The organism is Bradyrhizobium sp. CCH5-F6 (assembly GCF_001556045.1).
Lineage (GTDB): Bacteria > Pseudomonadota > Alphaproteobacteria > Rhizobiales > Xanthobacteraceae > Bradyrhizobium.
This window is the reverse complement of the sequence record NZ_LSIC01000012.1, coordinates 64,604-89,006: the sequence shown is the minus strand read 5'-3', so window position 1 is coordinate 89,006 and position 24,403 is coordinate 64,604. Positions and strand designations below refer to the sequence as shown.

Annotated in this window: 20 protein-coding genes; 12 read left to right on the top strand and 8 right to left on the bottom strand. The window is 64.8% G+C overall.

Annotation, left to right across the window (positions count from 1 at the left end):
* Positions 1-146 precede the first annotated feature (146 nt).
* From AX729_RS01260 to AX729_RS01240, 5 genes are all read left to right on the top strand, one after another.
* Positions 147-512, top strand: a complete 366-nt coding sequence (locus tag AX729_RS01260; RefSeq protein WP_061020084.1) for a hypothetical protein — start codon at positions 147-149, stop codon at positions 510-512.
* 100 nt (positions 513-612) lie between these two features.
* Positions 613-1,005, top strand: a complete 393-nt coding sequence (locus AX729_RS01255) for a FixH family protein (protein WP_061020083.1) — start codon at positions 613-615, stop codon at positions 1,003-1,005.
* An 82-nt stretch (positions 1,006-1,087) separates the two neighbouring features.
* On the top strand, positions 1,088-2,509 hold the full coding sequence (locus AX729_RS01250) for an efflux RND transporter periplasmic adaptor subunit (RefSeq protein ID WP_061020082.1): 1,422 nt from the start codon (positions 1,088-1,090) through the stop codon (positions 2,507-2,509).
* On the top strand, positions 2,506-5,676 hold the full coding sequence (locus AX729_RS01245; protein WP_061020081.1) for an efflux RND transporter permease subunit: 3,171 nt from the start codon (positions 2,506-2,508) through the stop codon (positions 5,674-5,676). Before AX729_RS01250 ends, AX729_RS01245 begins: the two co-directional genes overlap by 4 nt.
* A 35-nt stretch (positions 5,677-5,711) precedes the next feature.
* Positions 5,712-6,248: a Spy/CpxP family protein refolding chaperone gene (locus tag AX729_RS01240; protein WP_061020080.1), complete on the top strand. Its 537-nt coding sequence runs from the start codon at positions 5,712-5,714 to the stop codon at positions 6,246-6,248.
* 68 nt (positions 6,249-6,316) lie between these two features.
* On the opposite strand, the gene AX729_RS01235 is transcribed toward AX729_RS01240, so the two are convergent.
* The 5 genes from AX729_RS01235 to AX729_RS01215 form a co-directional block, all read right to left on the bottom strand.
* A complete protein-coding gene (locus AX729_RS01235; protein ID WP_061020079.1) occupies positions 6,317-6,724 on the bottom strand; it encodes a GFA family protein in 408 nt (135 codons plus the stop codon).
* A gap of 202 nt (positions 6,725-6,926) precedes the next feature.
* Entirely contained in the window at positions 6,927-7,715 is a 789-nt protein-coding gene (locus AX729_RS01230; RefSeq protein ID WP_061020078.1) for a DUF4198 domain-containing protein, read from the bottom strand.
* Positions 7,712-9,658 carry a TonB-dependent receptor gene (locus tag AX729_RS01225; RefSeq protein ID WP_061020077.1) on the bottom strand — a complete coding sequence of 649 codons (1,947 nt, stop codon included), beginning with the start codon at positions 9,656-9,658 and terminating at the stop codon, positions 7,712-7,714. The genes AX729_RS01230 and AX729_RS01225 overlap by 4 nt, the downstream gene beginning before the upstream one ends.
* 785 nt (positions 9,659-10,443) lie before the next feature.
* Positions 10,444-12,735, bottom strand: a complete 2,292-nt coding sequence (locus AX729_RS01220) for a TonB-dependent receptor (protein ID WP_061020076.1) — start codon at positions 12,733-12,735, stop codon at positions 10,444-10,446.
* Between the two features lie 180 nt (positions 12,736-12,915).
* Positions 12,916-13,296: a DUF2946 family protein gene (locus AX729_RS01215; protein WP_061020075.1), complete on the bottom strand. Its 381-nt coding sequence runs from the start codon at positions 13,294-13,296 to the stop codon at positions 12,916-12,918.
* 213 nt (positions 13,297-13,509) lie between these two features.
* Here AX729_RS01215 and AX729_RS01210 point away from each other — a divergent pair, with 213 nt between their 5' ends.
* The 5 genes from AX729_RS01210 to AX729_RS01190 all read left to right on the top strand — a co-directional run bounded on the left by AX729_RS01210 (position 13,510) and on the right by AX729_RS01190 (position 18,237).
* Positions 13,510-14,007: a DUF2946 family protein gene (locus tag AX729_RS01210; RefSeq protein WP_156456647.1), complete on the top strand. Its 498-nt coding sequence runs from the start codon at positions 13,510-13,512 to the stop codon at positions 14,005-14,007.
* 300 nt (positions 14,008-14,307) lie between these two features.
* Complete coding sequence (locus AX729_RS01205; RefSeq protein WP_245325010.1) at positions 14,308-16,365, top strand: TonB-dependent siderophore receptor; 2,058 nt, start codon at positions 14,308-14,310, stop codon at positions 16,363-16,365.
* 8 nt (positions 16,366-16,373) lie between these two features.
* On the top strand, positions 16,374-17,207 hold the full coding sequence (locus AX729_RS01200) for a DJ-1/PfpI family protein (protein ID WP_061020072.1): 834 nt from the start codon (positions 16,374-16,376) through the stop codon (positions 17,205-17,207).
* A gap of 19 nt (positions 17,208-17,226) precedes the next feature.
* Entirely contained in the window at positions 17,227-17,457 is a 231-nt protein-coding gene (locus AX729_RS01195; RefSeq protein ID WP_061020071.1) for a hypothetical protein, read from the top strand.
* Between the two features lie 69 nt (positions 17,458-17,526).
* Positions 17,527-18,237, top strand: coding sequence for a sulfite exporter TauE/SafE family protein (locus AX729_RS01190; RefSeq protein ID WP_061020070.1), 711 nt, complete (start codon positions 17,527-17,529; stop codon positions 18,235-18,237).
* 281 nt (positions 18,238-18,518) lie between these two features.
* Here AX729_RS01190 and AX729_RS01185 read toward each other — a convergent pair whose 3' ends face one another.
* From AX729_RS01185 to AX729_RS01175, 3 genes are read right to left on the bottom strand one after another with little or no spacing between them, the layout of a single operon-like run.
* Positions 18,519-19,103 carry a DUF1254 domain-containing protein gene (locus AX729_RS01185; protein WP_061020069.1) on the bottom strand — a complete coding sequence of 195 codons (585 nt, stop codon included), beginning with the start codon at positions 19,101-19,103 and terminating at the stop codon, positions 18,519-18,521.
* Complete coding sequence (locus tag AX729_RS01180) at positions 19,100-19,678, bottom strand: DUF1214 domain-containing protein (RefSeq protein ID WP_061020068.1); 579 nt, start codon at positions 19,676-19,678, stop codon at positions 19,100-19,102. Before AX729_RS01180 ends, AX729_RS01185 begins: the two co-directional genes overlap by 4 nt.
* Positions 19,679-19,687: 9 nt before the next feature.
* On the bottom strand, positions 19,688-21,940 hold the full coding sequence (locus AX729_RS01175) for a transglycosylase domain-containing protein (RefSeq protein ID WP_061020067.1): 2,253 nt from the start codon (positions 21,938-21,940) through the stop codon (positions 19,688-19,690).
* A gap of 293 nt (positions 21,941-22,233) precedes the next feature.
* On the opposite strand from AX729_RS01175, the gene AX729_RS01170 reads away from it, so the two are divergent.
* Both AX729_RS01170 and AX729_RS01165 read left to right on the top strand, forming a co-directional pair.
* The gene (locus AX729_RS01170; protein ID WP_061020066.1) at positions 22,234-22,749 is read left to right on the top strand and encodes a YcgN family cysteine cluster protein; all 516 of its coding nucleotides are present in this window, start codon (positions 22,234-22,236) and stop codon (positions 22,747-22,749) included.
* 155 nt (positions 22,750-22,904) lie between these two features.
* Entirely contained in the window at positions 22,905-24,401 is a 1,497-nt protein-coding gene (locus tag AX729_RS01165) for an MDR family MFS transporter (RefSeq protein ID WP_061020065.1), read from the top strand.
* Positions 24,402-24,403: the final 2 nt, after the last annotated feature.

Sequence of the window (24,403 nt, the reverse complement as noted above, 5' to 3'; positions counted from 1 at the left end):
CGCTGCTTGGTCGGGGGTGATCGCGGTGACAGGTGCCGAACCCGCGGTCACGAATGCTTGACCCGGATCAAAGAATGCTTTCGGCAGCGGGATATGTTACAAACGCTGCGGTTCCAGAAAGTGTCCCAACAGTTAAAAGCAGATTAATGCGGATCGTCCGTACCATCCTGGCATTCGCCATCGCCCTATCCCTGGCGATGCTGCCGGTTGGCGTGTCCGCTTCCAGCCTCGCCATGTCGTCGGACGACATGCCGGCGACCATGGTCATGAGCGGCCACGGAGAAATGTCGATGGACGATTGCTGTCCCGACATGAAGGGAACGGGCTCCGACACCGGCGGCTACAAGTGCGGGATGGGGTTCTGCTGTGTCGGCAGCACCATCGCACTTGCAGACATCCGGCCCCTGGCCTTCGAATTGCTTGCCATAGCGGCGGGGGAAACCGTCATTCCCGACGATCAGGTCGTCGCCTTCCGCGGCGGCAGTCCTCCCTTCCGGCCCCCTCGAATCTGATCTCGCCAATTTAACGACGCGTGCGCACGGCTGCGCGCGTCGCTGGCTGACGTGCGCGCGTCATGCGTCACGGCGGAAGATCAATTCATGAGGACAGGAAATGCTTTTCAGATTCAGCGCTGCGGCTCTTGCCGCCACCCTTTCGCTCGCCGCTTCGGCCGCCATGGCGGGGGCAGGCGATTACGCTTTCGAGCCGGTCAATCCCGAGATGAAGAAGGGCGACGACGTCACGCTCGCCGTTCGCCTGACAAACAAGCAGACCGGCAAGCCGGTCTCCGACGCGGTGATCTTCAGGACTCGCGTGGACATGGCGCCTGACGGCATGGCCGACATGGAGTCGGCCGTCGCGCCGCTGCCGTCCCAAGAGCCGGGCGTCTATGCCTTCAAGACCGACCTGCCGATGGCCGGCCGCTATCAGGTCACGCTCTCGGCGAAGGTGCAGGGCGAGCCTGAGACGGTCACCAGCAAGGTCATCGTCAAGGCGACGAAGTGAGCCTTCGGGCGCCGCCGGACGGCGCCCGAACTTCTCTTTCCCGTTTACATGGACGCGCGCCCGCGGCACGCGGTATCTGGCGATGAACACGCAACGTCTTCTCACCGCACTCGCGCTCACTGGCAGCCTGGCCCTGGGCGTTTTCTGGCTCATGAACGACGGCGGCTCGTCCGTCCATGCCGAGGTCGTCTCGGCCACGGCAGGCGGTGCCAAAACTCCGCTCTATTACCGCGATCCGAGCGGCGCGCCGCTCTGGTCGGCCGGGCCGCGGAAGGACGAGCGGGGGCGGGACTATCTGCCGGTCTACGATGACGATCAGGCAGCCCCTGCAGAGTCGAAGCCATCGCAAGCGGCCGCGTCGCGAAAAATTCTCTACTACCGCAATCCCATGGGGCTGCCCGACACCTCGCCCGTGCCGAAGAAGGATCCGATGGGAATGAACTACATCCCCGTTTACGAAGGTGACGACGTTGACGACGGGACGGTGAAGCTGTCGCCCGGCAAGATCCAGCGCACCGGCGTGAAGTCCGAGCCGGTGGCGCGGCGATCAATCCGGGTGCTGGTGAAGGCGCCCGGCACAATTCAGCTGGACGAACGCCGCGTCTCGGTGATCGCGATGCGCGCCGAAAGCTTCGTGCAGAAGGTCGCGGACGTCACCACCGGCACCCGCGTGAAGGCCGGCCAGCCGGTGATGGAGATCTACAGCGCGGCGGTCGCGTCTGCGGCTGCCGAGTATCTCGCGACGATCACCTCGAAGACCGTCGGCGGCGTCGAGTCGTACGGCCGCGGCTCGCGGCAGCGGCTGGTCAATCTCGACGTCCCCGAGCAGGTGATCGCCGAGATGGAGAAGACGCGCGTCGCGCCCGTCACCATCCATTGGTCGGCGCCGCGCGACGGGATCGTGCTCGAGCGCAACGCGATCGAAGGCATGCGTGCCAATCCCGGCGATGTGCTGTTCCGGATCGCTGACACTTCGCTGGTCTGGGCGCTGGTCGACGTCGCCGAGCGCGATCTCGGCAATATCGGGGTGGGGCAGTCCGTTGCGGTGCGCGCGCGAAGCTTTCCCGGCCGCGCGTTCACCGGCAAGATCGCCGTGATCTATCCGCAGGTGAACCGCGATACCCGGACGGTTCGCGTCCGGATCGAGCTCGCCAATCCCGACGCGGCGCTGCTGCCGGACATGTATGTCGATGCCGACATCGACACGGCAGATGGCGCGCCGGTCCTGGCGGTACAGGATAGCTCGGTGCTCGACACCGGCACGCGCCAGGCCGTTCTCGTCGACAAGGGGGACGGGCGCTTCGAGCCGCGGGACGTGAAGCTCGGCCGGCGCGGTGGCGGCTATATCGAGGTGCGGGACGGTCTTGCGGACGGCGAGGCGGTGGTCACATCCGCCAACTTCCTGATCGATGCGGAGAGCAATCTGAAGGCCGCGCTCAAAGGCTTCGCCGAGGCTGCTCCTCAGGCCTCCGACGCGGGCCATGCGGCGGGAGAGCACAAATGATCGCCCGCATCATCGCCTGGTCGGCGCGCAATCTGCTGCTGGTGCTGTTCGGCACCGGCTTTGCGGCCGCCGCCGGCCTCTACGCCCTGGTTCATCTGCCGCTGGACGCCATTCCGGACCTCTCGGACACGCAGGTCATCGTCTACACAGAATATTCCGGCCAGGCGCCGCAAGTGATCGAGGACCAGGTCACCTATCCCTTGACGACGGCAATGCTGACCGTGCCGAAATCGAAGGTGGTGCGCGGCTTCTCCTTCTTCGGCGTGTCGTTCGTCTACGTGATCTTCGAGGACGGCACCGACATCTATTGGGCGCGCTCGCGCGTCATGGAGTTTTTGAACGGCGCGTCGTCCAGGCTTCCCGCCGGCGTCACCCCGACCATCGGGCCCGACGCGACTGGCGTCGGCTGGGTCTATCAGTACGCCGTGATATCAAGGCAATTGAACCTCGCGGACACGCGCACGATCCAGGACTGGAATCTGAAGTTCGCGCTGGCCAAGGCGGAAGGCGTCGCCGAGGTGGCCAGCATCGGCGGCTTCGTCAAGCAGTACAACGTGGTGCTTGATCCGCAGCGGATGCGCGATCGCGGCATCAGCATGCAGAAGATCCGGGAGGCGATCCGCGCCAGCAATGCCGACGTCGGCGGACGTACAGTCGAACTGTCGGAGTTCGAATACGTCATTCGCGGCAAGGGCTACATCAGGAGCATCAACGATCTCGGCAACATCGTCCTGAAGACGAGCAACGGCACGCCGGTGCTGCTTCGCGACGTCGCCAATGTCGAACTCGGGCCGGACGAGCGGCGCGGCATCGCCGAGCTGAACGGTGAGGGCGAAGTCGCAAGCGGCATCGTATTGCAGCGCTTCGGCGTCAACGCCCTCGACGTGATCGAGAACGTCAAGAAGCGCTTCCGGGAGATCGCCAGCAGCCTGCCGAACTCGGTCGAGATCGTCCCGGTCTACGATCGCTCCAGCCTGATCTATGCGGCCATCGATACGCTCAAGCACACACTGCTCGAGGAGAGCATCGTGGTCGCGCTCGTCTGCATCGTGTTCCTGCTCCATGTCCGCAGCGCGCTGGTCGCGATCCTGATGCTGCCGGTCGGCGTGCTGATGGCGTTCGGCGCCATGAAGCTGCTGGGACTGGGATCGAACATCATGAGCCTCGGAGGCATCGCGATTGCGATCGGCGCCATGGTGGATGCCGCGATCGTCATGATCGAGAACGCCCACAAGCACCTCGAACGCGCCAGGCCCGATCAGTCGCGCGTCCAGATCCTGATCGACGCTGCGTCCGAAGTCGGGCCCGCGCTGTTCTTCAGCCTGCTGATCATCACCGTGTCGTTCATGCCGATCTTCACGCTGGAATCGCAGGAGGGGCGGTTGTTCAGCCCGCTGGCGTTCACGAAAACCTTCGCGATGGCGGCTGCCGCCCTGCTGTCCGTCACTCTGGTGCCGGCGTTGATGGTGATCTTCGTCCGCGGCAGGATCGTGCCGGAGCACAGGAATTTCATCAACCGTTTCCTGATCTGGATCTACCGGCCGGTCATCAAGGGCGTGCTGCGCGCCAAGACGCTGGTGATCCTGGCCTCGCTCGTCGTGCTCGCCATCACGATCTGGCCGGCGCGCCAGCTTGGCACCGAGTTCATGCCGACGCTGGACGAAGGCACGCTGCTCTACATGCCGACGACGCTGCCGGGCATCTCGGTGACCAAGGCGGCGGAACTGATGCAGACGCAGGACCGCATCATCAAGTCCTTTCCGGAGGTCGCGTCCGTCTTCGGCAAGGCGGGGCGGGCGGCGACCGCCACCGACCCGGCGCCGACCGAGATGTTCGAGACGATCGTCAACCTGAAGCCCAGGGAGCAGTGGCGGCCCGGCGTCACCGTCGACAGCCTGGTCGCGGAGATGGACAAGGCGCTGCAGTTTCCGGGCGTCTCCAACGCCTGGACCATGCCGATCAAGGCGCGCATCGACATGCTGTCTACCGGCATCCGCACCCCTGTCGGCGTCAAGGTGATCGGCACCGACCTCGTCGAGATCGACCGGCTGGCGCGGCAGGTCGAACGGGTGATCAAGTCCGTCCCCGGCACGTCCTCGGCCTACGCCGAACGCGGCATCGGCGGGTACTATCTGGAGATCGTGCCCGATCGCGAGGCGCTCGCCCGTTATGGCATCCTGATCCAGGACGTGCAGGACACCGTCGCCGCCGCTCTCGGCGGTCAGACCGTGACGACGACGGTGGAAGGCCGGCAGCGGTTCGCGGTGAACATGCGCTATCCGCGCGACATGCGCGACAATCCCAAGGCGATCGCCAGCGACATACTGGTGCCGATGCCCGCGGGCGGCGCCGTACCGCTCGGCGAGGTTGCCAAGGTCGAGCCGGCGCGCGGGCCGACGTCGATCCGGACGGAGAACGGCCAGCTCGCGACCTACGTCTATGTCGACATCCGCGATCGCGACATCGGCAGCTACGTCACCGATGCGCAACGCGCCGTGACGGAGAGCATTCAGTTCCCCTCCGGCTATTACGTGGTCTGGAGCGGCCAGTACGAGTATCTGCAGCGCGCGGCAGCGCGGCTGAAGATCGTGGTCCCCGTGACGCTGACGATCATCTTCCTGCTGCTGTACCTGAACTTCAGGGCCATGACCGAGACCCTCATCGTCATGCTGTCGCTGCCGTTCGCGCTGGTCGGCGGCATCTGGATGATGTGGTGGCTGGGCTTCAACCTGTCGGTCGCCGTCGCGGTCGGCTTCATCGCGCTCGCGGGCGTCGCCGCCGAAACAGGCGTCGTGATGCTGATCTATCTCGATCACGCGCTGGCTGAGATGAAGGCGAAGCGCGGCGCCGAGGGCGGGGTCTTCACGCGGCGGGATCTCCACGACGCCATCATGGTAGGCGCCGTCGAACGCGTCCGGCCCAAGATGATGACGGTGGTCGCCATCATGGCGGGCCTGCTGCCGATTATGTGGAGCACCGGTACGGGGGCCGAGATCATGCAGCGCATCGCGGTGCCGATGATCGGCGGCATGATATCCTCGACGCTGCTGACGCTGATCGTGATCCCCGCGATTTTCGGACTGGCGAAGGGGCAGGGGCTGCCGCCGGGTGGCGAACTTACCGAGGAAGCGGTGATGGGAGTGTACGTTCCGCAAGCCGCCGAGTAGTGTTGGTGGATGTCCTGCAACATGGGTGAAAAATCATGAAGATCGTCGTTTTGATCATCGCCTTGCTCGCGCCGGCTGCCGGTTTGGCGCAGACGCCGTACGCCGGCATGCAGTCCCGCCACATCAAGGCGCTCTCGGACCAGCAGATCGGCGATCTGCGGGCGGGGCGCGGCATGGGGCTCGCGCTCGCGGCCGAGCTCAATGGATATCCCGGGCCCTCCCACGTGCTCGAGCTCGCGGACCAGCTCGGATTGAATCCGGAGCAGCGGCGCAAGGTCGAGGTGATGTTCTCCGAGATGAAGACCGAGACCACTCCCATCGGCAACATATTGATCGAGAGGGAGGCGGATCTGGATCGGCAGTTCGCCAGCCGGACGATCACCGACGAAAGTCTGGGATCCGCCACCGCAGCCATCGCGAAGACACAGGGCGAGCTGCGGCAGGCTCATCTCAAATATCACCTGCGCACCGCGGCGGTTCTCGATCAGGCGCAATTGGCGCGATACGCCGAGCTGCGCGGGTACACGTCCGACGGCGTTCCGCAACGCCATCGCCACCGCCATCATCAATGAGCTGGCGCACGGACCGAGCGTTGCCAATCCCTGGATGACGCCGGAAGAGCCCGCGTCATCCGCCGCCGCTACGGTTGCGGCGGATAGCGGTCGAACGCCGGCAGTTCGTGCGCATGCTCCATCCAGCGAAGCCGCTCGGCGACCTGGATCTGCATCGTTGCCGGCACGGCCGCGGGATCGTCGTAGGTCGCGCTCTGGATGTCGATCATGCCCGGCAGCATGCTGGCATTGACATAGAACAGGCCGGTGCCGCAGTCGCCGCAGAAGTGCCGCCGGCCATGTTCCGAGGAGTTGTACACCTTCGGCTCGCCTTTCGTCACCTTGACGGCATCGTCGGCGTACATCGTCCAGCCGACCACGGGCGCGCCGGCGTGAAGCCGGCAATCGCGGCAGTGGCACAACGCGTGCACGATCGCGTCGCCCTCGGCCTGATAGCGGATCGCGCCACAGTGGCAGCCGCCGGTAATGGTGCTCATGCGTTCCTCCGATCGAGACGACTTTTTGAATCGATAACCATCGAGACGAGCGGCTTCAATACCCCAGGCGATCGGGAGTTGCGTCCTACTGTCGCCTGACACCTGCTGCCATCGCCGCTATGCGAGATCGGTTCCGCAGAGATGCACGGTCTCGGTCTGCTTTGAAACGCCCCGTGCACTCGGCCCTCATTCTCAGGGCCGTTCAGCGCGGTCTGGCCACCACGTTGAACCACAGCGTCGCATTGTAGAGGTCGGCCGTCGCCTGATCCGGCGTGACTGACGGCGCCGCGCGATGATCGATGACCAGCAGATGGGGACCCGGCTTGACGATGGGAACGGCCGCCACGCCTTCGGCGTCCGTCTTGAATTTTGGAATGTCCTTCTCTGCAACGGCCGTCTTGCCGTCGCCGCGTTCGACCTCCGCCTCGGCGAGAGGCTTGCCGCGAAACAGCACCTTGACCTTGAGCGCCTCACCTGGCCTCGCCCTGGCTGGATCGGTGAGCGGCACAAGCTCGAGTTCGTGTCCGAGCACCTCCTGCCACGGCGCGTCAGCCCCCGTGATCGCCTTTGCGAACTTTCCGGACCAGAAGCTCTCGGCGGCGTCAGGCACCAGCCGCCTGGTGGCGTTGCGATAGGAGCCGTCTTTCGTCTTGACCCAGAATCCGTTGTCGTAACGCGCCGCGAGCAGCGTATGCCCGGCATCGTCGAACGGTCTCGTTCGTGCGACCTGGATGCCGTTGTCCGATGCGCCCGCAAGTCCGTCGAGCAGCGAGCTGCGGCCTTTCGGCGTGATCATGAACAGGTCCACGACCTTGTCCGCAAACGCCGGCGGCCGGTCATCCGGATGACCGTAGTTGACGATGGCGCGGCGTCCGGTCGCCGGCCCCGAGAACGTGAGCCAGACATCATGCGCCGAAGCCGAGGATATCGAACCGAGAACGAGCCCGGTTGCCAGCAGTGTGTGGACGAGACGAGAGAAGGTGCGGCTCATTTGGTCACCAGTTTTGGATTTGTCGCGGCCATCACGGTGGGGAAACGATATGAAACGCCCGCAAGCACGGCGATGGTCGGCTGCGCGCTGACGAAGATGTCGGACGTTCTTGCGCCGACGGGATCGCCGAAATTGATGGCGATCTCGCTGAGGCGATCACCGGGATACCAGGTCGCCTGCGTGAACGCGGTCCACCCCTCGGGCCAGGTATAGGCGAGCTTGCCGGTCACGCGGGAGTAGGGTGAGGTCGTGATGAGGCCGTCCTGCGTCAGGTTCTTCTTGCCGACGAAGGTCACATAGGCGGAGCCGGACAGGATTTGCGCATTGACCGTCGCGACGTTGAAGTCCACGCCGACATTGGCGACGTAGCTTGGCACGTTGGGAACGAAGTAGGAGGGAGCCGCGTCGACGAGGCGGGCCGAGACGCCGCCATAGTTGGCGAATAGCGATACGTTGTTGACGGGATCCCTGATCACGTACCAGCGGGCATCGACGTCGTATCCGTTGCGCTGGGCCTTCCCCAGGAACGTCACGGGCAGACCGGGCGCCGCCTGAAACGCTTCATTGGCAGAGTCCGTCGTCCAATAGCTCGCGAGCAGCCTGAAGCGATCGAATGTGAACTGGACGCCGCCCTCGCGGCTGACGATCCTGAATGGCTGAATGCCGGGGTTGCCGATCAACTCTGCGGGTACGTCGATGCTGCGGAAACCCTCGCCGTAGTTGGCAAACAGCTCCAGCCATTTGAATGGCGTAATGGCGACGCCGGCTTTTGGGCTTGCGATGCCGTTCGAAATGTTCGGCGTGCCGCCGGGCGTGATGCGGTCGTTGATGTCGTAGTAGAACTGGTCGTAACGTCCGCCGGCCGTGAACTTGAGCCATGCCAGCGGCTTGACCTGGACCTGGCCGAAGCCGGCGATGTTCGTCTCGGTCAATCCGACATTGACCGCGGCCGGACCCGACACGGCGCGTGCGATGGTCGGCGCTTGAAACGCCTCGATGAAATCGGTGCGCCAGTTGCTGCCGAGCAGGACCTGCACGGGAATGTCGTCGCCGATGGCACCGCTCCAGACCTTGCTGACACGGCCGCCGACCATCGTGCGGTCCTCGTGCTGCACGCGCTGGCCGCCGCCGAAATCCGCGAACCGGTTCGAGAACTGGTGGTTGACGAACAGGGTGCCCTTCAGCTCCTGGTCCTGTGCGCCGGAGCTGTAGTTGGCGACGAGGTTTTCCAGTTGCTTGTTGCCGCCGTCGGTCGGATTTGTCGCCGAGCGTTCGGAGATCGTTCCGGCGGCAACGGCGTCGCGACTGGCATAGCCCGGCGAGCCATACTCGGTGCCATAGGCCTGTGCACGGAACGACACGGTGGCGCCGTCCGGAAGCGTCGTCGTGACCTTGTTGAACGAGTTGTAGCGATTGATGAAGCTGTTATCGCGATAACCGTCGGTGTGATACCCCTCGAACGCCAGATAGGGCAGCCACGCGCCCTGCGTCGTGCTGTAGGTCGCAACGCCCCGCGCAGTGCCTTGCGTGCCCCCGGAGATGCCGAGGCTGGCATAGGGCTCGGCCTGCTTGGTCGTGATGTTGACCGAGCCGCCCATATTGGAGTCGCCGTACTCGACCGAAAACGGCCCGCGCACGATCTCGATGCTCTTGATCGTTTCCGGAAACAGCACGTTGAGGTCGGCATAGTTCGGCGTGTGCAGCGAGGAGACCTCGTTGAGCGGGACGCCGTCGATGTAATAGGCGATGTCGCGGCCATGCTCGGATTCGGTATAGCCTCGCAGCGAAAGCCCGTAGCCGATGCCGCCCTGGCCGTAGTTGGACACATTGAAGCCCGGGAGCGAGCGGAACAGGTCGCCATAGGTTGCGACCGCCAGCCGGCTGATTGCCGGTGCGTCCATCACCGTAACCGCCGCCGGCAGCGCAGTCACCGCGCTCGACACGTCGCCCCGTCCTGGCGTCGCACCAGCGGAGAGGCCCGCGCTCGATTGCTGCTGCGATGAAGGCTGCGTGACCGGCGATCGCTGCGCCCGACGCGCGGCGTTTGTCCTTGCCGAAGGCTCTGCGCGCCGCGTGCGCCTGGGAGGCGCCTCGGGCGCCGTGATCGTGACCGGCGGCAAGGGCCCGGCCGCAGATCCCGCCGGTGCCGTCTGGGCGTGAACCGACTCTTCGGCCGAAGCCCCCGATATCGCGATGCCGGCCAGAACCAGACGCCAAGAAAGTCTACGCAACTTAACCCCCCGCCTTCACGTCGCCCCTCGACGGTCTCCGGCAACCGGTATGATGTCTCGTACAGGTGATCATACCTGCGTATGACGACTTGAGTCGATCATCATACTTGCATGAGCAAGTTGCGGGCCAACATGGGGGCGTGGATGGGTGTTCCGGCAAAGCTGACGGGATTCAGGCTGTTACGTGCTCGGACGTCGGGCATGCGCAGCGCATCGCTCCTCGCGGCAGCGGGGTCTGTAGGAAAGCTGCTGTCCACCACCTGGGAATCGCCGGCAACGGCGTGACCAGTCGATGGCCGTCCACATGACGCTTTGTCCCCAGGGCTGTCCGCAGACGTCTCGCGCTGCTCCAGATTCCCGAACAGCCGGCGCAGTCGGCAGCGGCAACGCATTGGCGGTTTCCGCGACTGGACGGCGCCTCCAGGCCACGCATGAGCAACGGCCCCGGTCCGCCACGCGGCGATCTCGAACATATCGTCGCGTGGCATCCGGTCCGGTCAGAAGCTGACGCCGAGCCGCGCGTTGAACGAGCGGCCGGGTCCCTTCACGTTGTAGCCGTAGGCGGCCGAAGACCCCATCATCGAGACGACCTTGTAGTCGACCAGATCGGCGCCGCCCAATGGCAGGTAGTAGTTCTGGTTGAACAGATTGTCGATGCCGAGGTCCAGTCTGACGTGCTGCCACTGGTAGCCGGTACGCAGATTGACCAGTGCATACTCCGGTGTCGTCAATTCGTTGCGAACCTGGCTGACCTGGTCTTTCGAGCCGACGAGCTGCAACTCGACGCTGTTGGTCCATCCGCCGAGGCGATGGTCGAGCGCGAGCTTCGCGTTGACAGGCATCATGTGGTAGAGGTCCACGCCGTCTGTGCGCCGGCCGCGAACATAGCCGATCAGGCCGCGAACCTGTCCCTGACCGTACACCGGATCATCCCACACGGTCAGCCGTCCCTCGACGTTTACGCCGTAGAGCGTCGCGTCGTGGTTGGCGAACTGGAGGTAGACGAAGCCGGTGCTGGCGGTCAGGTTGGCCGGATTGCTCGCGAGGCAGCTTGCGGTCGCGCAGCGGTCGACGTCGATATAGTCCTGCACATAGCTGGCATAGGGCGTCACCTTGACGTCCCAGATGCGTTGCGCGGGATCGTGCCAGCCGGCGGTGAAGCTGACGGTGTGGGCCTTCTCCGACTTGAGGTCGACATTGCCGACATAGCCGTTGCCGTCGCCGAACCAGCCGATCATCTTCATGGCCATCGCATTGGTGGACCAGGCATAGCGTTCGTAGAGATTGGGCGAGCGCGTCTTGCGGGCAAAGCCGAACTCGTACTGGCTCACATCATCAGGCTCGTAGCGGATCAGCGCGGAGCCGTCGACATGGACGTCGGTGCGGGCGCGGTCGAGCGCATTGAAGGCAGCCGCATCCGCGCCGTAGCTCATCGCATTGTAGCCCTGCACGTTGCCGGTGTTCATCCACACCACGTCGTTGCGCAGGCCGACGATCGAGGTCCACTGCCGGTCCCAATGGCGTTCCCACTCGACGAACGTGCCGACGCGGTCGCGCGTGCCGCCATTGATGTTGATGAACGCGTTCGGGCTCATCATCATCGATCCCGCCACCGGATTCCACCAGTCGTCGAGCCGGTTCAGCGCCAATTCGTTGCCGACCCGCAGCAGGTCATGGCCGGAGAGCGCGACGGTCGCCTTCAGCGCATAGCCGATGTCGAGGCTCTTGGTGTCCATCGGCATGTCGCTGACCTTGTCGGGCGCGATGAATCCCATAGTGTGCCGGATCTGGTGCACGAAGGCGCTGGCTTCGAACTTGCCCCAATCGAACACGCCCTCATAGCGCCCGTTGGCATAGAGCCCGCGGTTGTAGACCATGTCCATGTACTGGTTGACGTAGCCCTGGTACGGAATGAACTGCCCGCCGATCTGGAAGGTGAAGAGGTTGCCGAAGCTCTGCTTGGAGACGCTGATGGCGTGGTTCTGCGTCTCGTACCGCGTCGACTTGATCGTGCTGCCGTCGCCGGCCTTGTAGTTGCCGGCACGGACCCAGCCACCGGTATAGGTGATGCTGGTGTCGCGGTTCGCCACCGTCGCATTGGCATCGACCCCATAGGCATTGCCGTTGCTGCGGAAGAAGCCCGACAATTGCGTGCTGGTCACCCAGCCCGCCTGCTCCGGCACGAAGGCCGGCGGCGCAGTGGTGACGTCGATGCGGCTGCCGATATAGTCGCCGCCGACCGACACCGGCCCGACGCCGAGATAGGCGCGCATCTTCGCGATCATCGCGGGGTTCACGAACGACAGCGGCGGATTCATCTCGTTCGGGCAGGCCGGGCTGATCAGCATCGAGTTGATCGCGACCTGCAGCCGGTCCGCGCCAAATCCGTTGATCGCGGGCAGGCTCGAAACGCCGCCGGCGCCCCATGCCGCGCCGCCTGGCAGGTCGGTGACGAGCGAAGCGGAGTCGCTCGACGACAGGCCGCGGTTGAAGCCGGCTTCGGGCGGCAGTTCGGCGGAGGCTGGCACCGAATTCCGACGCTCGTCTGCCGCGGCTCGACCTCGTTCCGGTGTTGCAGCAGCCGGTGCGGCGGTGGCAACGCCACGCGGCTTCCGTTTGTGCTGGTGTGGCGCTTCAACAGTCACCGGCGGCAGTTTCTCCCGCGCTTGCGCGAGTGCCGATGTAGCGAAGGGTGGAAGCAGGGCGACGGTGGCGAGCAGGGCGGGCGGGACGAGCACCGTCGTCGCGATCCGTATTGACCGGCGCAGGCTGATGGATGTGTTTGACATGTGTTTTTCTTCTTCGGGCCAGAGTGCACTGGCGCATGACGGAGGCGGGGCGTGCGAGGGCGGCCCCTGCCGGTGATGCGGAATGGGTGAAGCAAAAGCAGCTCAGGCTCCGCATGGCGTCCCAGGGCGGGAGCTGCACGAGGAGCTTTCGCGCGAATGTCTGCGCTGGTCAGCGCAGCATCAGGTCAGGGCAGGTGGTCCGCGGGACTGGTGGTCGAAGGACCGCGCGTGGGCGACGATCCGCTGCCGAAACGCGTAGACCGCAGGCGCGGCGAGCGAAAGGCGTTCGGTCAGTGCGGGGTGAGGCGGCGGCAGGGCGCCGGAGACGTGATGCCCGAGGCAGAGCGGGCAGCGTACGGTCGTCTTGCCGTTGCGCTTGTCCGCGTCGCGTTGCGCATTGTCGTCGTTGCTGGTGGTGCAGAGCTCATGGGCGGCCGCTGCGACGGCCGGAGAGATGCTCGCGATGAGGATGCTGGAGAGGATGACGTTGAAGACGAGGGCATAGACCGCAATGAATGCAGCCCCCCATCCGATCCATCGCTTGCGAACGAGCCCCGTCATTCCACCCAATTCCCCGCCGGCAGACGTAGCATAGGCAGGGGCCGAGTCAAAGTTGCAAGCCCGGGCTCGGCTGAATGATTTGTGGTCGCGTGATGCGAAGATCGATACCGCTTGGACAAAGTGTCCAGTTCGCCAATGCGATCGGCCGGCTTTAATGCCCGGCTGACTGCCATGGTCGATACGTGACGTCCGGCATCGTTTGGCCTGGGCGTCATGCAAGCAGCCTCGATGAGGAGGTCGCGGTTGCGAAAAGATCGACGGCCGCGGTCGATGAAGAGTGGACACCGGTCCGCAGGTCTGTATTGTTTCTGCGGGGAAATGACAGTGATCGGCGGCATACGAAACATCAGGGGTCTGGCTGCGGCAGTTTGCGCCGCCGCCTTCCTGCTTGCCTCACAGGTCATTTTCTCGTCCGCGATCGCTGCCCGCATGGACGCGTTCGATCTGTTGTCGGGCGCGCTGGACCAGTCGATCTGCTCATCGCAGATGGATCGCTCGGGCGAAAGGGACCCCGGTCAATCCGCGCTTCACAAGAAGCTCTGCGACATCTGCGCCTTCGCGGCGCAATCCAGTCTTCCGACCGCCAACCTTCTTGTTCACGTCGCGCGGCTGACGCCTTCGACGACGATTGTCGAGCCACGGTCGGCAGGCATTCTGCTCCGCCAGACCCACGAGCCGCGCCTGACACGAGGACCACCTTTGCACGCTTGAGACGAATTTTCCGTTTCGAGCCTTCAAAGGAGTGCCGCCGTGTCGCGTCATCTGCCCACCGTGTGTGTGGCGGCAACGATCGTCGTTGCCGTATCCGATCAGTCGCTTGCCCAGACTCGTCCCGACCCCACGCTTCCGCCCGTTACGATCGACGCTCCCAGCCCAGAACGCGCTGCGAAGCCGACGCGGCGCTCGCAGGCGGCGGCACGCACGACCGCCCGACGAACGGCGCCGCCTCAGACAGCGCCCTCTGCCGTACCGCCGCTTCCTGCGGGTGTGACCATCAATCCGAGCATTCCGGTGGCCCAGACGACGGCGGGGCCGGTCCAGGGCTATCGCGCTCTCACGGCCGCATCTGCGACCAAGACCGACACTGCGCTCGAGCGCATTCCGCAGAACGTCGTGGTAATCCCGCGCTCCGTCATCGACGATCAGGGGGCGATGACGGTCAGTGAAGCCGTCACCAACGTCAGCAACGTGCGGGTCGTCGACACGCGGATGATCGGCAATGTCGAGCAGGTGCCGGTCAGGATCCGCGGTTTTGGCGCGGAGATGTGGATCGACGGCTATCCCGGCAATCTGTTCCTGGCGGGAGATCGCGACGGCCTCGCCAATGTCGAGCGCATCGAGGTGCTCAAGGGACCCAACGCGCTTCTCTACGGCGGCGGCGCCGGCTCTCCCGTCGGCGGCACGATCAACGTGATCTCGAAGCTTCCAACCGACAAGGCGAAATACGAAGTCGGTGGCACGTTCGGGAGCTATCAGTACTGGAATCCGCATTTCGACATCAATCAGCCGCTGAACGATGCGAGGACCGCGCTGTTCCGCATCACCGGCGAATACGGTCAGAGCAAGAACTTCACCGATGTGCTCACGCCCAGCCATTACAACATCAACCCGACCCTGACGTTGACCAATCGCGAAGATACCTCGCTGACGATCCAGGGGTTCGTGTCGGAGCAGCGCCAACAGGCCTATCCCGGCCTGCCGGTGGATGGGACTCTTTTCGGCGCATACCGCGTGCGCCGAGATCTCTATTTCGGCGATCCCAACATCCCGGAGAGCTATTCACGCCTGCATGGCGCAACTGTTACGCTCGACCACGAGTTCAACAACGTGTGGTCCGCGAACATCAAGGCCAGGTGGAGCCAGTCCGAGTTTCGTCAATTCTCGCAAAGTCCGCTCAATGACGCGACCTTCACCGGCGGTACCCCGGTTTTTCCGCCCGCGCTCTTCGACGTGAACAACGTAGACGTCCTCGACCGCCAGCAGGAATTCAGCATCAATCCGAGCGTGAAGGCCAGGTTTGCGGTGGGCCCCACCGCCAACACCTTGCTGTTCGGCGCCGACTACAGCCGCGTCGAGGATTCCGGATACATGAACACGGATCTCTTGGGACTATTGGGCGCCACCGTCGATCTCAGCAGCCCAAATCCGGTATTTCCGCCGTTCACGACGCCTGATCCAAGCTCGCCGACGTTCGTTCAGTTCAACAAATTCGACAACACCTACCTCACCAAAGCCCTCTACACGCAGTTGCAGTCGACGATCTACGACCGCATCCATCTTCTGGCGGGCGTGCGGCTGAATTCGATCGACACGACCTATAACGAGTTCGCGACGACCCCGCCGGGCGTCTTCAAGACCGATGCCACCAAGGCGCTGCCCCGCACCGGCATCGTGTTCGATGTGGTCAAGGGCTTCTCGCTCTATGCAAGCTATGGAGAGGGGATGAAGTGGACGCCGTTCTCGGCGGCGTTCGTCGCGGGCCCGCCCGAGACGTCGCAACAGCGTGAAGCCGGCATCAAGTTCAACTGGGGCGGCATGCTCACGGGCACCGTGGCGGTGTTCGACATCGACCGCGACAACGTTCCCTATACCACTGCGGCCTTTGCGGGCGCGCTGTCCTCGCAGAAATCGCGCGGCTTCGAGGCGGATATCGTCTTCCAGCCGACCAGCAACTGGAGTGTGCTGGGAAGCTTCGGGCACACCGATGCATTCTTCGTCACGGATACGCCCACGGCGCCCGCAGGCAACAAGCTGCCCTTCGTGCCGCAGAATTCCGGGCGGGCGTGGATCAACTACAAGTTCGACGGTCCGTGGACGGGATGGAGCGCCGGCGCCGGCATCTACGCCGCGTCGAGCCAGTATGTCGATTCGCTCAACCGCTGGTCCACCGCGGGCTATTACACCCTTGATGCCAGGATCGCTTATGAGACGAAGAAGTTCCGGGCGGCGTTCGTCGTCAAGAATCTCACCGGCCAGGAATACTACACGCCGTACACCTGGTTTGGCGGTCAGGTGGCGCCGGGGGCGCCACGCACGTTCTATCTGCAGACCTCGTACAAGTTCGATTGAGGTTGAGTATGATCACGCGCCGACAGATTGCTGCCGCGAGTGCGATGCTGGCCGCCATGCATCCGCTTCATCGAGCGCTCGGCCAGACGGCACCTGCCGGCGCGGCTGACGCAAAAGCCAAATCGACACACGACATGTCCTCCATGCCTGCCGACTGGATGGGGCATGAACAGATCGCTCTCCTGATCTATCCGTCCTTCACCGTGCTCGACATGGTCGGACCGCACTACATGTTCACCAGCCTGATCGGCGCTACCGTTCACGTCGTGGCGAAGACGACGGCTCCCGTGACCAGCGACGCGGGCCTGACCATCGTTCCGACCAAGTCGTTCGAGGATTGCCCGCGGGATCTGGATGTCATCTGCGTCCCGGGCGGCACTGACGGCACCCTGGCGGCCATGCAGGACGAGGAGACGATGCGCTTCCTCGCCGATCGCGGCAGCAGGGCAAGATACGTGACGTCTGTGTGTACCGGCTCGCTGCTGCTCGGTGCCGCCGGACTGCTCGAGGGCTACAAGGCCACGTCGCACTGGGCGACGCGGGATCTGCTGCCCATCTTCGGTGCGATCCCGACCGAGGGGCGTGTCGTACGCGACAGGAACCGCATCACCGGAGGCGGCGTCACCGCGGGAATCGACTTCGGCCTCTCCATGGTCGGCGATCTCAGGGATCGACCCTACGCGGAGGCCGTGCAGTTGCTGGCTGAATACGCGCCGGCCCCGCCTTACGATTCGGGATCTCCGGCTTCGGCCTCGACCGATACCCGCACGTTGATCGAAGACATGTTCGTCGACTTTCTGAAGAACGCCAGGGCGACAGGCGAGGGCGTGCGGCGAAGATAGCCCAGCTTGGAGAGGAAACATGACACGTGAGGGACTGAAGTCGTTCTCCATCCATATTCTCATCCCCTTCGTGATGGGCGCGAGCATCGGCTTGCTGTTCATGTATGCGATCTATCTCCTCGACGTCGGCGGCCTGCGCACGCTGCTGGCCAGGACGGGCGGGAGCCTGTTTGATGTCGGCCTCATACCGGTTGGCTTCGCTTTCGGATCGCTGGCGATTGGCACGAAGGGGCTCTTCATCGACAATTGACGACGATCGGTGCGACTTTGACGCAGCGCAATGCCTTCAGGGACGAATTCGGATGAATTGCTTTTCGCAATGTTCGATTTCGACCAGCCGCTGTTCGTCGCCGGGCTTCTGCTTGGCTTTTCCTCCAGCCTGCACTGCTTCGGCATGTGTGCAGGCATTGCTTCCTCCTTGCACTTCGCCGCCGACTTCGGTTCGAACCGGCCGCGGCAGGGCCTGTTGACCGCGACGGTCCTGATCAATGCGGGACGCATCTCGGCCTACGTGCTGGCCGGCGCCACGGTCGGCGCGATCGGATCGAGCGTGTTCGGATCGTTCGATCACGCGTTCGCTCATGCGATTCTGCGCTGGGCTGCGGCCGCGGCTCTCGCCTGGATCGGACTTTCGATGCTCGAAGTGCTGTCCCTGCCGGCTTGGCTCTCCCGGCTGGCCGCAGCCGTCAGCGCCAGGATCGGCGCCGCCGCCCACGCGATCCAGCTTCCGCCGACGATTGGGTTGTTCGTCAGCGGCGCAGTTTGGGGCTTCCTGCCCTGCGCCATGGTCTACGGCGCGCTGTTCTACGCCATGCTGTCCGGCTCGTGGCTGGGCGGCGCGCTCGCAATGAGCGGCTTTGGCCTCGGCACACTGCCTGTCCTGCTCGGCGCAGGCCTCGGGCTTCCGATGCTGCGGCGTCGCGCGACGGCAGGGTGGTTGCGGAACACCGTGGCTCTCGCCATCATTGCGGTCGGTATCGTCAGCGCGGGCATGTCGCCATCGACTTTGGCGGCGTGGTGCCGGACCTGACCGGCTCGCGGTTTCAGGCGATATTGATCCCCTGATCCTGGGTTGGGCTCCCAAAAGAATTACCCGCGGCGGATTGCTCCGCGCGGGTGTGACGAACTTTCGATGCTGCCAGCATGCCGGTGTTTTGCCCGACGAGTCAAAGAAGCGTGCACCTCGTCCCCCCGAGCTTCGTTAGCTCCGACTGAAGAGCACAACGATTTCAAAGGCCTCGCTACTGTGCATGGGGTTGTTTTCGCACTTTGATGTTTCGCAGATGTTTCGCAGCGCCGAAATGACCGCGCTCAACGCCGTCCGCGCGGCGCTTCGGCCTTGGCCGGTGGCTCGGTCTGCGGCGCGCAGGTCGCCGTTGCCAGCGAGGCCTGCGCCTGCGGCATCAGGCCGGGCTCGGCCGCGAGCGCCTTCATCAGGATCAGTCCGGTCGTGGTCGGGGAATCGATGATCAGCCGGTCGGCCGCGGTGACCTCTTCGTCCTCGGGTAGCTCGCTGTGCTGCGCTTCGGTCATCAGGTCGAGCTCGATCACCTTGCGGCCCGCGGAGCGGTCGTTGATGGCGTAATAGGCGATCTCGTTGCGGGTGTAGAACGACACCGAGGTGTAGGCTTGGCTCACCGGCACCGTGAGCTTGATCGGTCCGCCCGACAGATCGTAGCGGCAAATCGCCAGCGCGAAGGCCGGGTCCATGAACGGCATCGGCGAATTGCTGGGGTCGGCGAGGGGAAGCTGGGTGACGGCGTTCACTTTCGTCATCGGCGTCAGCCGCGAATAGGCGTCCTGCGTCGCGATCCGCGGCAGCGCCAGCACGCTGACGAGATGGACCACGAGGCCCAGCACCACGCCGGCAATGATGGTGAACACGAGCCGGATCATGAGCAGCCCACCGTCTTGATGCTGGGCATCGGCGCATCGCGCTGGGTGCGGGTCGCGACGCCGACCGGCGTATCATAGAGCCGCAGCATCAAGGCGTAGCGCTCGATGCCGCCGGTCGGCAGCCAGTTGCCGGCGCGCGAGCGCGAGGCGATGCGGATCTCGAACGAGCCGTCGGACTGCCGGACGATCTCCTGGCTGGTGAAGCCGTAGCGCTGCAGCGAATTGGCGACGAGGTGGCCCTTGCGGTCGTACAGCGTCAGCGTCCAGAACCGCGCCGGCGGCGTCACGCCCGAGACGACGACGTCGCAGCGGCCGTCCAGCGCCTTCTTGTTGTCGTCCCTGGTCGCGGTGAAGGCGACGCCGTCGCCGGTGCCGATCGGCAGCTCGCCGTTGCGCACGATGGTGGCGCGCGAATAGGGATCGACGTCCGCGGTGCCGGTGCGCGGCCGCGCGGTCCAGGGGCCGATGGTCAGCGCACCGATCTCCGTGCCGCGCGTCGTCGTCATCCAGGTCGCGCCGACGCCGACGACCGTCGCGAGAAGAAGCGCCGTCAATGTGATCAGGATCAGCCGCACGGGTTTCGATCAGTTCTTGCGCGGGGCGGAAGCGTTGGCGTTCTCTTCCGCGTAGTTCTGCGGGAAGGCGAGCGCGCTCGTCGACGAGGCCGGCTTGGTCGGCGTGCCGTCATTCGCCGCCGATTTGTTTGCGGTCTTGGCTGCATCGTCCAGCAGCCTCTCGACGCGCACCAGGATGTCGGCGCCGCGTTTGGTCAGCACCGGCGGCGGACCGGGTTTGGTCTCCAGCACCTTCGCCGCCGCATTGGCCTGCGCGTTGGAGATGTGCTGCGGCGGCAGCTTCTGGCCCATGCCGATGCCGGGGATTTCCCTGACCTCGACGCCCTGATGCGCCACGAGCATGATGTCGTGCCAGGTCTGCGCCGGCAGCGAGCCGCCGGTCATGCGGTTGGTCGGCGAATAGTCGTCGTTGCCGTACCAGACCGCGCAGGTGAAGTTGCCGGTGTAGCCGACGAACCAGGCGTCGCGATACGCATTGGTGGTGCCGGTCTTGCCCGCGGTCGGAATGCCGTCGAGGGCTGCGCGGCGCGCGGTGCCTTCGCTGACGACGTGGCTCATCATGCCGGCCATGTCGGCGGCGATGTTCGGCGGGATCGCCTGGCGCGGCTTCGGTCCGTCGCGGTCCCAGCGCCAGACGAGGTCGCCTGCGCCGGTGCGCACTTCGAGCACCGAATGCGGCGTGACCGCCTTGCCGCGGTTGGGGAAGGTCGCATAGGCCACCGCATGTTCGAGCACGGTGACTTCGTCCGAGCCGATCGGCAGCGACGGCGTGTCGGGCAGCGGCGCCTTGAGGCCGAAGCGGCGCGCGACCTCGACGATCTTGGCGCGGCCGACCTTGGCCGGGTTCTGCGCCTTGGGCTCGTTCTTCCGGCCGATCTCGATCGACAGCTTCACCGGCACGACGTTGATCGAGCGCGTGATCGCCTGGGTCAGCGTCACCGAGCCGGAATAGGAATGGCCATAATTCTGCGGGCACCAATTGCCGATGCAGACCGGGCCGTCGACCACGATCGAATTCGGCGTGTAACCGTTCAGCAGCGCGGTGGTGTAGACGTAGGGCTTGAACGAGGAGCCGGGCTGGCGACAACCGTCGTCGCCGACCATGGCGCGGATGCCGCCGTCGAGGTCGGCGACGACGGTTGCCGCCTGAGTCGCGTGATAATCGCGGCCGAACTGGCGCAGCTGGTTCTCGACCGCGTCTTCGGCGGCCTTCTGCACGTTGGGGTCGATAGCGAGGCGCACCACGAAGACGCGCTCGGTGTAGGATTTCGGGAAGGTGTCGACCAGCTTGCGCATCTCGTCGAAGGCGTAGTCGAGATAATAGTTCGGCGACGCCTCGTCGCGGCGGTCGACGGCGAAGGCCGGGTTGCGGCGGGCGCCGAACACCTGGCCCTCGGTCATGAAGCCGGCGTCGACGAGATTGTCGAGCACGACGTTGGCGCGGGCGCGGGCGGCGGGCAGGTTGATGTGGGGGGCGTATTTGGTCGGCGCCTTGAACAGGCCGGCGAGCATCGCCGCTTCCGCCAGCGTCACGTCGCGCGCGGATTTGTTGAAGTAGAAATGCGCCGCGCCGTCGACGCCGAAGGTGCCGCCGCCCATATAGGCGCGGTCGAGATACAGCTTGAGGATCTCGTTCTTGGTCAGGCGCCATTCCAGCCAGATCGCGAGGAAGGCCTCGTTGACCTTGCGCTCGATGGTGCGCTCGTTGCTCAGGAACAGGTTCTTGGCGAGCTGCTGGGTGATCGAGGAGCCACCCTGGCGGACGCCGCCAGCCTGGGCGTTGGTGACGAGCGCGCGCGCCGTGCCGGCGATGTCGATGCCGAAATGTTCGTAGAAGCGGCGGTCCTCGGTCGCCAGCGTCGCCTTGATCAGCACGTCCGGAAAGTCTTCCAGCGGGATCGAGTCGTTGTGCTTGATGCCGCGGCTGCCGATCGGATTGCCGTAGCGGTCGAGGAAGGTCACCGCGAGGTCGGACTTCTTCAGCCAGTCCTCGTCCGCGGTTTCGCGGAAGGCGGGGATGGCGAGGGTGAGCATCACGACCAGGCCGCCGAGCCCGAGGGTCGCGGCCTCCGACAGCGGCTCGATGAACACCCAGCGCTTCCAGCGGCCGACATAGAAGCGGTCCATGAAGGTCGAGTAGCGCTCGTAGAGCTCGCGGATGCCCTTGGCCGAGGAGAACAGCGAGGAGTCGATGCGCGCATCGAGGTCGAGGAAGAAGTTCCGGACCTTCTGCTTCCAATGCGGTGGTATGATCTGGCGCACCTAGAACCCTTGAGGCTTGCTTCGAAAGCGTTCAAGCACCCGGCCGGGGCGGCATCGAGACGTCTTGCGGGAATGTTGCGGCAAACCCAAGGCGCCCGGTCAGCATCCGAGGGACTTGCTGTTCCTTCTAGCCGAGCGGGGCCCATAAACCAATGGTCACGCTCGCGATTTTGAACAACAGGCCTAATTGACCCCGGTTCTTTACGGGCCTCCAGGCGGCCTCGCTTGCACCCTTGCGGCCGCACGCCCTAGATGGCTTTAGCCGTAGCTCTTTCGAACTTTTGTTGAGGCGCATGACCGCAGCTCCCAAACGACCGTCCGGCCAGGAAGGATTCTTCTGGAAAACCAAGACGTTGGAAGAGATGACGGGGCCCGAATGGGAAAGCCTGTGCGACGGCTGCGGGCGTTGCTGCCTGAACAAGCTCGAAGACGAGGACACCGGCAAGATCTATTTCACCCATATCGGATGCAAGCTGCTCGATGGGACCAGCTGTGCCTGCAAGGACTACCCGAATCGTTCGGACAAGGTTCCGGATTGCGTGCGCCTGACCCCGGCCAATGTCCGCACCTTGAACTGGCTGCCGCCGAGCTGCGGCTACAAGCTCGTCGCAGAAGGTCGCGACCTCTATTGGTGGCATCCGCTGGTTTCGGGCGATCCCAACACCGTGCATGAAGCCGGCGTCTCCGTGCGCGGCCGCGTCGAGGGAAGCGAGGAGGATATTCCGGACGAGCAGCTCGAGGATCACATCGTGCAATGGCCCGCCGTGCTGCCGAAACGGGCCCGCCTGAAGCGACGTCCGAAGGACTGATCCGCCACACGACTGGATCACGTGTTCGGGATGGCCCCTCGGCGGGATGCACCCATGCGCCGTGGTGCCTGCCAGGGAAGAACTTTGCTGTCTACATTGGACTGCATAGAACGAATCCTCCGCGGTGTTGCGCCGCCACATGACGTCCGATCGAGATGAACAAGTTCGAACGGCAGAGCGCTGCCGACGTCCAGACATTGCCTGACGACATCGCCGAAGAGCTGTCCCGCCTTCCCAGCGAGGTGTTGAGCGTCGATGACGCGCCGTCCATCGCGCCGCCAGTACCGCTGTCGCAGGACGAGGTCCGCACCATCGTGATCAGCCTGATGCTGACGATGTTCCTGGCGGCGCTCGACCAGACCATCGTGGCGACCGCGCTGCCGACCATCGGGCGCCAGTTCCAGGACGTCTCCAGTCTCTCCTGGGTGATCACAGCCTATCTGCTCGCCTCGACCGCCGTCGCGCCGGTGTTTGGCACGCTCAGCGACATCTACGGCCGCCGCGTCATGATCATCATCTCGCTCAGCCTGTTCGTCGCGGGCTCGGTGCTGTGCGCGATCGCGCCGAACCTGCCGATGCTGATCCTGGCGCGCGGGCTTCAGGGCCTCGGCGGCGGCGGCATCATGCCTGTGGTGCAGACGGTGATCTCGGACGTCGTGAGCCCGCGCGAGCGCGGCCAGTATCAGGCTTATTTTTCCAGCGTCTGGATGGTGGGCGGCATCCTCGGCCCGGTCATCGGCGGCGTGTTCGCCGAGCATCTGCACTGGTCGATGATCTTCTGGATCAACCTGCCGCTTTCGGCCGCCGCGCTGGCGCTGCTGCTGCCCAAGATGAGCAAGATTCCGGTGTTCCACCGCAAGCGCAAGGTCGACTGGCTCGGCGGCGTCTTGCTGATGGCCTCCGCCGTCGTCTTCATGCTGGTGCTGACCTGGGGCGGTACGCGCTACGCCTGGCTGTTCCTGCCGCTGCCGCTGCTCGGCGGAAGCGTCGTGCCGTTCGGGCTGATGGCCGGCGGGTGTGCGCTCGGCGCGATCACGGGCCTCACGGTCCAGCTCCCGCTTTATTATGAATCCGTCTATCATCTCAGCGCGAGCGAGGCGGGTCTTGCGCTGATTCCGCTGGCGGCGGTTTCGACCATCGGCGCTGCCGTCGCCGGCCGCACCATGGCGCGGGCCAAGCACTACAAGCGCGTCGCCATCGTCGGCACGTCCTGGGCTGCGCTGTGCGGCCTTGGTCTCACGCTGACGACGCTGCCGCTATGGGCCCTGCTGACGCTGATGGCGGCGTTCGCGCTCGGCCTCGGCACCACCTTTCCGGTCTGCGTGGTTTCGGTGCAGAATTCGGTCGCGCGGCCGCAGGTCGGCACCATCACCGGCGCGTTGAACTTCTTCCGCTCGCTGATGTCGTCGTTCACGGTCGCGGCCTTCGCGGCGATCCTGTTGATCGCGCTCGGCACCGACATCCCGCTGGCCGGCGAGCATCACGCCGCGGGCGCCGTCGCGATCCCCGCCGACGACATGCGGCACGCCTTCCGCTACGTGTTCGGCGCTGCCACCGCGTTGATGACCGCCGCCGCGCTGTGCCTGATTGCGATGGAGGAGCGGCCGCTGGCCGGCCCCTCGGCGAAGCAACCGGTCGAGATGGCCGAGTAGGC